General features: G+C 73.6%; 7 protein-coding genes. 5 read left to right on the top strand and 2 right to left on the bottom strand.

The window, feature by feature from the left end; all coding sequences use genetic code 11:
* Positions 1 to 61: 61 nt before the first annotated feature.
* Both ACIG3E_RS22465 and ACIG3E_RS22460 read right to left on the bottom strand, forming a co-directional pair.
* Complete coding sequence (locus ACIG3E_RS22465) at positions 62 to 280, bottom strand: MbtH family protein (RefSeq protein ID WP_399619186.1); 219 nt, start codon at positions 278 to 280, stop codon at positions 62 to 64.
* 450 nt (positions 281 to 730) lie between these two features.
* Positions 731 to 3,901: an AAA family ATPase gene (locus ACIG3E_RS22460; RefSeq protein ID WP_399619183.1), complete on the bottom strand. Its 3,171-nt coding sequence runs from the start codon at positions 3,899 to 3,901 to the stop codon at positions 731 to 733.
* A 335-nt stretch (positions 3,902 to 4,236) separates the two neighbouring features.
* Here ACIG3E_RS22460 and ACIG3E_RS22455 point away from each other — a divergent pair, with 335 nt between their 5' ends.
* The 5 genes from ACIG3E_RS22455 to ACIG3E_RS22435 are packed head-to-tail and all read left to right on the top strand — an operon-like array spanning position 4,237 to position 10,342.
* Positions 4,237 to 5,859 (top strand): hypothetical protein, encoded by a 1,623-nt coding sequence (locus tag ACIG3E_RS22455; protein WP_399619181.1) that lies wholly within the window; start codon positions 4,237 to 4,239, stop codon positions 5,857 to 5,859.
* Complete coding sequence (locus ACIG3E_RS22450; RefSeq protein ID WP_399619178.1) at positions 5,849 to 6,970, top strand: Gfo/Idh/MocA family oxidoreductase; 1,122 nt, start codon at positions 5,849 to 5,851, stop codon at positions 6,968 to 6,970. The genes ACIG3E_RS22455 and ACIG3E_RS22450 overlap by 11 nt, the downstream gene beginning before the upstream one ends.
* Entirely contained in the window at positions 6,967 to 8,277 is a 1,311-nt protein-coding gene (locus ACIG3E_RS22445; protein WP_399619175.1) for a B12-binding domain-containing radical SAM protein, read from the top strand. Before ACIG3E_RS22450 ends, ACIG3E_RS22445 begins: the two co-directional genes overlap by 4 nt.
* Positions 8,278 to 8,282: 5 nt before the next feature.
* Complete coding sequence (locus ACIG3E_RS22440; RefSeq protein ID WP_399619172.1) at positions 8,283 to 9,404, top strand: Gfo/Idh/MocA family protein; 1,122 nt, start codon at positions 8,283 to 8,285, stop codon at positions 9,402 to 9,404.
* The gene (locus ACIG3E_RS22435; RefSeq protein ID WP_399619169.1) at positions 9,401 to 10,342 is read left to right on the top strand and encodes a class I SAM-dependent methyltransferase; all 942 of its coding nucleotides are present in this window, start codon (positions 9,401 to 9,403) and stop codon (positions 10,340 to 10,342) included. The genes ACIG3E_RS22440 and ACIG3E_RS22435 overlap by 4 nt, the downstream gene beginning before the upstream one ends.
* The last annotated feature ends 17 nt before the right edge of the window (positions 10,343 to 10,359 follow it).

The raw sequence follows: 10,359 nt of genomic DNA, 5'->3' as shown, positions 1-10,359 counted from the left end.
CAGGCGAAGGCGGCGACGACAGCGACGGGAACCGCTACTGCCGTACCATGCCACGCCGTGTTCAAGAAGCCGCGGTTTCCGTTTCCCGGACCAGGCTCAACGGGCGCATGTCGGCCCAGTTCTCCTCGACATGGGCGAGGCAGGCCTGGCGGGCGTCCGGCCCGAACCGCGCCTCCCAGCCTGCGGGGACCTCGATCGTCGCAGGCCAGAGCGAGTACTGACCCTCATCGTTCACCAGGACCAGGTACTGGGCGTCATCGTCTTCAAATGGATTGCTCACACTGCACCTCTCGGCATGCACGGAGAGGGACGCGGGCGGGAACACACCTGTCCAAACACACAGCAAGCCGCGCCTGAACAGACAGCAGGCAGCGGTCATTTACTTCATGCCAGAGCGGCGAAATCCCCCGTAAGCGGCCGTCGCACACGATGGTGACGGCTCCGCACATCCCCCAAGTTCTGTTACTCAAGCGCCCGTTACGGGTCGCTCGACCAGCCTGCACTTCCCCCGTTCTCGGCGGCGATGATCACACTACGTGGGACGCGAATCAAGTTCAACCGTGACTGGCATCACGAAACACCCGGTACACATGGGTGAGTTAACTGGGAGAAGAGTGGGTACAGGAACCGTTAAATCCAGGAAATGACAATTGACGGCTCATGGGCGGCTGCGGTAGCGGGCCGCCCTTGGCGGTGACCTTCCCCCCCCTTGTGCACGCCCTAGTCGGCCCTAGTCGAAGGCCATCCCCAGGAGCTGGGCCCGGGAGGCCACGCCGAGTTTGGGGAAGGCCTTGTAGAGGTGGTAGCCGACGGTGCGGGGGCTGAGGAAGAGGCGGGCGCCGATCTCTCCGTTGCTCAGGCCTTGGGCCGCCAGGCGTACGACCTGCTGTTCGCGTGCGGTGAGGGCGGGGTGGTCGGAGGTTCTGGCGGGGGCGGCCGCCTGGGCGGAGCGGTCGCCCGCCGCGGCCAGTTCCATACGGGCCAGCCGGGCCCAGGGCCGGGCGCCGATCCGGCGGAGCTGGATCTCGGCGAGGCGCAGTTGTTCGCGGGCGAGCTTGATGCGGCGGTCGCGGCGCAGGCGTTCGCCGTACAGGAGGCGGGTGCGGCCCGTCTCGAAGGGTGAGGTGTCGGCCTTGTCGAGGGCGGCGGTGAAGAGCTCCTCGGCGCGCTCGCCCTGGGCGAGCAGGGCCTGGCAGCGCAGCCGGGCCGCGAGCAGGTGCGGTCCGTCGTGCGGCTGTGGGCCGCCCAGGCGGCGCATCGCCTTCTCCGCACGCTGGTGCTGGCCCGCCCGGGTGGTGGCCTCCACGTAGTCGGGCAGGACCAGGCGGCGCAGCATGAAGTGTTCGGCCGAGCCGCCCGGCGCGCAGACTTCGCCGAGGACCTGCGCGGCGTGACCGGGGCGGCGCTCGGCCAGGCCGTTGAGGCCGAGCGCCCAGTGAGCGAGCGTGACCGCGCTGGCGATGCGGCGCGGCACGGCGACGTCGAGGGACTCCCGGGCCAGGCGCAGGCAGCGGGCGCTGTCGCCCTGGGCGGCGGCCATCCAGGCGAGCATGGCGCGCAGATGGCTCGCGGCGCCGAGCTGGCCGGTCTCCCGCGCCAGGGTGAGCGCCTCGCTGCCGTTGGCGGTGGCATCGGGCCAGGGGCCGGTCACCAGTTGGAGGGCGACGAGGGGGGCCAGGGACATGGGCAGGGCGCCGATCGCGCCGTGGCGGCGCAGGGTGTCCACGGCCCGCTCCAGGTCGTCGCGCCAGGGCAGGGTGACGTTCAGGAGGTGGGGCAGGAACGTCGGGGGCCATACCCAGGGGTGGGGGTCGTCGGGGTCGAGCCAGGTCTCGGGGATGCGGGCGCCGCGTACATCCGCGCCGCCGTCGGCGCCGTCCGCACTCGCGGGCGTGGGCACAGTCGCAGTCGTGGCCGTGGCCGTGGTCGTGGAATCTGCGGCGAGACCGCTGAGGTAGCGCAGGTGGCAGCCGAAGGCGTCGCGGGCACCGCGTGCTGCGACGGCATGCGGCGCGGTGGCGTCGGCTTCAGGCACGCGTGGAGCGGTGAGGCCCGCACCAGGCACGCGCGGCACGGTAGCGTCCGCCTCAGGCACGCGTGACGCAGTGACGCCCACTCCAGGCACGCGCGGCGCAGTGACGTCTCCTCCGGCACCACCTGTCGCGGTGGCGTCCGCTTCAGCACCGCCTGTCGCGGTGGCACCCGCACCGGCACCGTGGACCGTGACGTCCGCTTCAGCACCGTCTTTCACGACGGCACCCTCACCGGCCCCGGCACCGGCCCCGGCACCGGCAGCGCCAGCCGCTCCAGCGACACCTGCCACAGTGCCGTCCCGCACAAGGGCGCCCCGCGCAAAGGTCTCCGCCGCGGCCGCTGTGTCCGCCGCGGCCAGCTCGTCCAGAAGCCCCGCGATGTGCGCCAGGCGCCCGGGGTCGTCCGCGACCCACGCGGAGCGGGCGGCCATGGCCAGGGACTCGCGGGCGAGGTGCGGGTCGGTGTCCTGGACCAGCGCGGCGCCTTCGAGGAGGATCGCGCAGGCTCTGGACGGGTCGCTGGAGGCGTGCGCGATGGCGCCGCGCACCTGCATGAGGCGAGCGCGCAGGGCGGGTTGGTCGGCCAGCGGCTCGGCCTCGGTGAGCAGGGCGTGGGCCTGACCGGCCTCGGCGGCGGTCCAGGCGCAGTCGGCGGCGTCGATCAGCAGGCGGGCGCGCAGGCCATTGGAGGGTGCCAGGTCGGCGGCGCGGCGCAGCGCCTTGGTGGCGGTGGCGACGCCGCCGCTGCCCCGCACCCGGTCGGCGAGTTCGGCGAGGAGGTGGCAGACCTGCGCGTCGGGGCCCATCGCGGCGGCGGCCCGGTGCCAGACGTGCCGGTCGTCACCGGGGTCGAGGGCCTCGGCCAGGGCGATGTGGGCGGCGCGGCGGCCGCTGAGGGGGGTGCCCTGGTAGAAGGCGGAGCGGACCAGGGGGTGGCGGAAGCGCAGGCGCTGCTGGTCGAGGTCGAGCAGCCCGGCGCTCTCCGCGGCGCCCAGCTCGTCCATGGCCCGGTCGGTGTCCTTGGCGGCGCGCAGGACGACGGCCAGGTCGCCGTCGCCCTCGGTCGCGGCAAGGACGAGGGCGTTGCCGGGGCGGGTGAGGACGCCGTTGACGCGGTGCCGGTAGAGGCGCTGGAGGCGTTCGGTGAGCGGGAGCTCCTCGGGCAGGACCGCGGCGCCGTCGAGCTGGGGGCGGCTGAGGGCACGCGGGAGTTCGGCCAGGGCCAGGGGGTTGCCGTCGGCCTCGCGCAGGAGCCGGTCGCGGATGGCGGGGGCGGCTTCCGGCAGGTGGTGGGTGAGCAGGGCGCGAGCGGCCGCGGTGTCCAGGGGGCCCACGCGCAGTTCGGGCAGACCCGGCGCGGAGAAGGGGCGGGAGCCGTCGCGTACGGCGAAGACGATCCCCACGGCTTCCTCGCCCAGGCGGCGGGCGACGAAGAGGAGGGCGTCCGTGGAGGAGGTGTCGAGCCATTGGGCGTCGTCGATCAGGAGGAGCACCGGGCCGCTCTGGGAGGCCTCCGACAGGAGGGTCAGCGCGGCGAGGGCGACCAGGAACCGGTCGGCGGGGGCGCTCTGGAGGCCGAAGGCCGCACGCAGGGCGGCGCTCTGGGGCGGCGGAAGCCGGTCCACGTCGGGGAGCAGGGGCAACAGGAGCTGGTGCAGGGCGGCGAAGGAGAGCTCCGTCTCGCTCTCGACGCCGATCGCGGTCAGGACCGTGGCCTCCGGCTTCAAGGAGTGCCGCAGGTGCTGCAGCAGCGCGCTCTTGCCGATCCCGGCCGGCCCCCGTACGACGACCGACGCGCTGTGCCCCTCGGTCAACGCGGCGGCGACGCGCGCAAGTTCGTACTGTTCCCGCTCCCGACCGACGAACATGCCAGATTGCCCTCCGCTGTGACCGCCCCCGTCGACTGATGCATTGACTGATGCTCCGCGGTCTATCCCGCCCGGCATGACGGATGGCCGGAGGTTTATGCCGCGGTGTTGCAGAATTCCTGCCCCCTTCGCCGTGCGGAGAGGCTCGTCGTCCGACAGATGCCCGGGCACCCCCTCCCGGCGGAGAGTGGCTGCCGAGGCCGGGCGCCGGTGCTCTGCACAGGGCAACGGCGGGGCCACACAAGGCTGTTCTCACAAGGAATGCACGCCTGGGCATGGGTGGACATATGTCGGTATCTGAAATTGGTTCGCAACACGTTCAGCAGCAGGAGGAGGTGTCGCAGTGCGGGCAGTCCGGCCCGTTCGAAGTCGTGGACGGCTGTCTTGATCCCGTCGCCGTCCTGGCGGCGGTGCGCACGGTCATCGCCGGTCAGACCTGGCTCAGGGAACCGGCCCGGCTGTTCGAGGAGGGGCCCGGCCGGTGCGCGGTGCGCGTGGAGGGCACCGTCCTGACGGTGCGCAGCGCTCCCCTGCCCGCCGGACCGCCGGGAACGCTCGACGCCGTGGCGTCCGCGGCGGGCGGGCACCGGGTGCTCGTGTCGGCGTCCGGGCCGCTGCCGCCGCGCGCGCAGTCGGTGTTCGCCGCGCTCGTGGAGGAGCTGGAGCGGAGCGCGCGGTGCTACACGCAGGCCGAGGCCGACTCGATCGTGGCGGCGATGCCGCTGCTCGGACGCTATGACGCTCCCGAGCCCGCCTTCGCCGACTGGGCGTTGATCTTCCGCGACCACTACGTGGAGAACAGCGTGGGCCTGCTGCTCGCCATGGAGCGGGCCGGGATCGCCCCCGAGTGGATCTACGCCCTGTCCAAGGGCGACCGTACGCTGCACCGCGACCGGGTGCACGCGTGGTTCCTGCACCGCGGCTACGCCAGCGACGTCCTGGACAACTCGGTGATCAACGGGACGGCGGACGAGGCCGCCCGGGCCGAGGCACTGGCCGTCGACGCCCGTGTGGAGGACTTCATCCGCCGGGCGCACGCCGTCGGCCGCAAGGTCCTCGTCATCGACGACGGCGGGCTGCTCGCCCAGGGCCGCGGCAGCGACAACGGTCTCGTCGAGCCGGTGGACGCGGCCATCGAACTGACCGTCAGCGGTCTCAAGCGCATCCAGGACGCGCCGGGCCGACTGGCCGTGCCCGTCCTGAACATGGCCCGCTCGCAGCTCAAGTCGCGCCTCGGCTACAACGAGATCGCCGACTCCTGCGTGCGTCGGCTGCGCGCCATCGTGCCCGGGGAGAAGTTCATCGGCCGCCATGTGCTCGTCCTCGGCTACGGCACGCTCGGCAACCGGGTGGCGCACGCCCTGCGCGCGCTCGGCTGTCGCGTCCATGTCGTGGATACCGACATCCTGGCGCTCATCACGGCCGCCGAGGACGGTTTCGAGACGCACCGCACCATCGCCGAGGCGCTCACCGACCACCGTCCCTTCCTCGTCATCGGCAGCAGCGGCGGCACGGCGGTCACCGAGCGGGACGTCCCACTGCTCGCCGACGGCACGCTCCTCGCCGGTTTCGCGACCAAGGACTTCAGCGTGCTCAGCGAGGGCCGCTGCGGCGCGACGTCGACGCCCGTCCCCTACGTGGGCGTACGCCACCATCTGCCGCACGGCGCGACGGTCACGCTCCTCGGCGACGGCCGCTCGCTCAACCTGTACGAGTACGAGGGCATCGCCAACCGCGGGTACGACGCCTACCGGGCCGGAACCCTGCTCGCGGCCAAGCGCCTGTGCCGGGACGTGGACTCCTTCGCCCCGGGGGTGCACCTCGACGTCGTCGACGAACTCATCGACGAAGCCGGTCTCTTCCCCGCGTACTACGACTGCTACCTGCGCGAAGGGCGCCCCGCGGGCACCGGACCCACCGACACCACGACGCCGGGGGGAGACGCGTATGTCCGGTAGGACGCATGTGTGCGTCGTCGGCTACGGCGTCGCGGGACAACTGCACCACCGGCTGCTCGGCGGGCTCGGCGTGCGCGTCTCGGTCGTCGACCCGGCCGCCCACCGCCTCTCGCCCTCCCTGCCCGCCTTCACCCGCATCGAGGACGTGCCGCGCCGGACACCGGTCGACGTCTGGTCGGTGTGCACGCCCACCGCCGCGCACGTGGAGACGGTCGCCGCCGTCCTGGACCGGGACCCACGCGCCCGCCTCCTCGTCGAGAAGCCGGTGTGCCGCTCCTGGGAGGCCGCCGACCTGGCCGCGCTGCTCGCCAAGTACGACGAGAGCCGCCTGGTCGTCATGAACCAGTACGCGCACGCCGCCGCACCCGGCATCCTCAAGGCCGCGCGCAAGGAGTGGGCACCGGGCCACCCGATCGACGCCGTGCGGATCGCCTTCGGCAAGGACCGGCGCGCGGACATCGCCTCGGGCCGCTTCGTCGACCGCGACTACGGCGTGTTCGGCTACGAGTGGCTGCACATGCTCGCCCTGCTCGGCACGGTCCTGCCGCCCGGCGTGCACGACCGCTACCTGGCGACCGACCCCGGCGCCCACGACCTCGCGGTCGCCCACGACCCGGAGCTGACGAGCGTCGCGGCCCACGACAGGACCCGCCCGCAGGACGGGCCGACCGTGGAGCTGTACTCGACGATCGTCGGCCCGCAGGCCGGGCCCGGCTGCCCCGTGCCCGGCTGGTGCCCGCGGACGCCCCCGGGTGCCGAGAGCAGGCAGCGCCTCGTCCGCGTCGACGCGGGCCCGGTGTCCTTCAGCCTCGAACTGGACCCGGTCGCCCTGCCCGGCGGCACTCCCCTGCCGCGCAACATGCACCGCCTGACCATGCGACGGGCCGAGGGCGCCCGCGAGTGGCTCATCCACGACTCGCCCATGGAGAACGCCCTGCGCTGGGCCCTGTCCACGCTCTTCGCCCCGGGTGCGCACCCCGCGCCCGACCTGCGTGGCCTCACCCGCATCGGTCGGCTCGCGGCCCGAGCGCGCGCCCAGGAACAGCTGCCCGTCGGGGCTTCGTCACCGGCGGCGCCCCGAATCCCCACCGTGGAAGTGAAACCGTCATGAGCAGCGTCTGCCTCGTCATCCCCAGCAACCCCTTCGACCGGTACTTCATCCAACTCCCCCTGGACGCGGTGACCGCCGCCGGCCACCTGCGGGCCGCGGGCCACTGTGTGACCATCTGGGACCAGCGCCTCCAGGACGCCCCGGCCGACCCGGGCCCGTTCGACGTCCTGGTCGTCTACAGCGCCATCGCGGACCGGGCCCAGTGCTACCCCTTGGACCTCGGTCCGGTGCGGGCGGCCGTGGAGCGGGCCGTCGCCCGCTTCCCCGCGGCCCGTACGGTCGCGGTCGGCCCGCACGGCACCCAGCTGCCCGAGTCCACCCGCGCCGACCTGGCCGTGGACCACGTGGCCGTCGGCGAGACCGACTCGGCGACCGTCGGCGCCGTCGCCGACCTGCTCGCGGGCGTCGACGACCGGATCCTGTGCGACCGGAGCTCGCCGCACAACCTGCTCGACTCCCCGGCCCCGCGCCCGAAGCCCTACCCGGCCCTCCCCTTGGACTCCTCCCCCTTCCCCGCCTTCGACCTGGTGCCCACCGCCGACTACACCGCCGAGGTCATCTCCGGCGGCCTGCCGCTGCCCGGCCCGTGCGGAATGGTCCTGGCCGCCCGTGGCTGCACGTACGGCTGCACCTACTGCCACCTGCCGTTCGGCACCCGCATGCGCACCCAGCCCCTGGACCGGGTGGTCGCGGAGATCGACGCCCAGCAGGAAGCCGGCCTCAAGTTCGTGTTCTTCCTGGACTACGTCTTCGGCATCAACCGCACCTTCTACGGCGAGCTGTGCCGGCGCCTCGAGGGCCGTGACCTGGGCTGGGTGGGGCAGACCCGGGCGGAGATGGTGCTCAAGAGCGATGTGACGCAGTGGGCGCGGGCGGGCTGCCAGGGCATGTGGCTGGGCGCCGAGTCGCCCGCGGTCGCCGACACCGGCGTGCACAAGCGGGTCACCGAGGAGCAGATCAAGCAGGCCGTCCTGAAGCTGCGCGACGCGGGCATCGTGCCGTTCGCGTTCGTCCTCATGGGCCTGCCGGGCGACGAGGCGTGCATCTCGGGCCGCCTCGTCGACTGGGCCGCCGACCTGCCCGCCTGGTTCGGCATCAACCAGCTCTTCCTGCGGCCGGGCACCACGCTGTACGACCAGCTCGCGCCCGCCCACAACGGCGGCCGTACGCCGACGACCTGGCGCGAGGTGGAAGAGGTCACCCGGCACTACCGCGCCACCTACCCGACCGACCTGGACGCCCAGCAGCAGCGCCTGACCGCGCTGCCGAACTTCCTGGGCAACTCCATCGTCCCGACAGCGGGGTGAGGCACATGCTCCGCTTCGGCATCATCGGCTGCGGTGTGCTCGGCTCGTTCCTCGGGCGGCTGCTCACCCACGAGCGGGAGGGCCTGCCCGACGCCGCCCGCCTGATGGCGGTGGCCGGTCGTGATCCACAGCGCACCAAGGACACGGCCGCGGCCCTGCGCTGTGATCCGCTGACCGTCACCGACCTCCTGGCCAGGCCCGACATCGACGCCGTGGTGGTCTGCACGCCGAGCGGCACGCACGCCGACGTGGGCGTGTCGGCACTGCGCGCGGGCAAGCACGTCCTCGTGGAGAAGCCGGTCGACGTCACGCTCGACGCCGCCGACCGGCTGCTCGACGCGGCACGGGACAGCGGCCTGACCCTGGGGGTCGTCTCCCAGCACCGCTTCGACCCGGCCGTCCGCCTCGTCAAGTCCGCCGTGGACGAGGGCCGGTTCGGGAGGCTGACCTCCCTCGTCGTCGAGCTCCCGTGGTGGCGCGAGCAGTCGTACTACGCCTCCGGCTCCTGGCGCGGCACCCCGCGCCTGGACGGGGGTGGCGCGCTGATCAACCAGGCGGTGCACCTGGTGGACCTGGCCCAGCACCTGGCAGGACCGGTCGCGGAGGTCGCCGCGCACACCGGCCTCCTCGCCCACCACGACATCGATGTCGAGGACGTGGCGAGCGCCAGTCTGCGCTTCGCCGGGGGCGCCCTGGGGGTACTGCTCGCCACCACGGCCGCCTATCCGGGGCGCACCGCGCGCCTCGCGGTGCACGGGGACCGCGGCAGCGCGGTCATCGACAACGACGAACTGGTCTACTTCCACGCGGCCCGCAAGGGCGAACGGGCCTCCGCCTACGGCGCGTTCGGTGCGGGCAACCAGGTCGCCGACGTCCTGCCGCCGCGGCGGCCCGAGCCGCCGCGCGACCGGGGCGGTCTGCTCTACCAGCCGCACCGCGACCAGCTCGCCGACTTCTGCGCCGCCGTACGCGAGGGCCGCCCTCCGCTGGCCGACGGGCACGGCGCCCGCCGTGCCCTGGAGGTGGTGACCGCCGTCTACGCCTCGGCCCGCGCGGGCGCCCCCGTGCGCACCGGGCGCCCCTTACCGCCCCGCAGTTCATCCGCCCCCGAAGGGACCTCGCCGTGACCGAGAGCGCTGCCTCCGCCCCGCCCGCCTCCCGCTCCGCCCGGACCGTCGAGCGGCCCGTCACCGACGCCGAGCGCAAGGCCGCGCTCGCCGGGCTCTTCGACCGCAGCGCCCCCACCTACGAGCGGGTCGGCGTCAACCACTTCGCCGACCTCGGTCAACGGCTCGTCGCCCTCGCGGACGTGCTGCCCGGCGACCGGCTCCTCGACATCGGCTGCGGCACCGGCGCCGTCCTCGTCCCCGCGGCCCGGGCCACCGGCACCACCGGCAGCGCGGTCGGCGTCGACCTGTCACCCGGCATGGTCGCGCGCTCCCGTGCGGCGCTGCGCGAGGCGGGCCTCAGGCACGCCCACGCCGTGGTCGCGGACGCCGAGACGATCGACTGGAGCCCCCAGGAGGGCGTGGCCCCGCCCGCGAACGGCTCGGTGGACGTCGTCTTCGCCGGCATCTCCCTGTTCTTCCTGCCCCATCCGCGCCAAGCCGTGGCCCGCTACCGGGAGTTGCTCGGCCCCGGCGGTCGGCTCGCCCTGTCCTGGTGGGGGCGGCCCGACCCCCGCTGGGATCCGGTCTTCGCGGCCAGCGCTCCCTACGGGCGCGGCGGTTCCTCGCACGCCCTGCCCGAGGACAGCCCGTTCCGTTCGGTGGAGGCGCTGCACGCGATGCTGGAGGAGACCGGTTACGCCACGGCGGAGACCGTCGAGCAGTCGTGCGTGACCCGCTTCCGGGGGCCGCACCAGTGGTGGGACTGGGTCTGGTCCACCGCCGGGCGGATGTTCTGGGAGGGCGTGCCTGCCGAGTCGCGCGAGCGGGCCGAGGCGGCGGTCAACGCCGAGCTCGAGCGGCTGCGGGCCCCCGACGGAAGCCTGACCACCACGTCGGCGGTGCGCTTCACCGTCGCGCGGGCCCAGCGGGCGCCGGGTGCGGGGGCGATGCGGTGACGGGGGCCGGTGCGGTG

Source organism: Streptomyces sp. NPDC053474 (assembly GCF_044544845.1).
In the GTDB taxonomy this organism is placed as follows: domain Bacteria; phylum Actinomycetota; class Actinomycetes; order Streptomycetales; family Streptomycetaceae; genus Streptomyces.
Note: the sequence above shows the minus strand (reverse complement) of the source record. Positions and strands in the feature narration are given on the sequence as shown.

What these genes read in the sequence shown, in the direction of transcription:
- ACIG3E_RS22440 (WP_399619172.1), top strand. Translation starts at nt 8,283, where the DNA reads ATGCTCCGCTTCGGCATCATCGGCTGCGGTGTGCTCGGCTCGTTCCTC.
- ACIG3E_RS22450 (WP_399619178.1), top strand. Translation starts at nt 5,849, where the DNA reads ATGTCCGGTAGGACGCATGTGTGCGTCGTCGGCTACGGCGTCGCGGGA.
- ACIG3E_RS22445 (WP_399619175.1), top strand. Translation starts at nt 6,967, where the DNA reads ATGAGCAGCGTCTGCCTCGTCATCCCCAGCAACCCCTTCGACCGGTAC.
- ACIG3E_RS22460 (WP_399619183.1), bottom strand. Translation starts at nt 3,901, where the DNA reads ATGTTCGTCGGTCGGGAGCGGGAACAGTACGAACTTGCGCGCGTCGCC.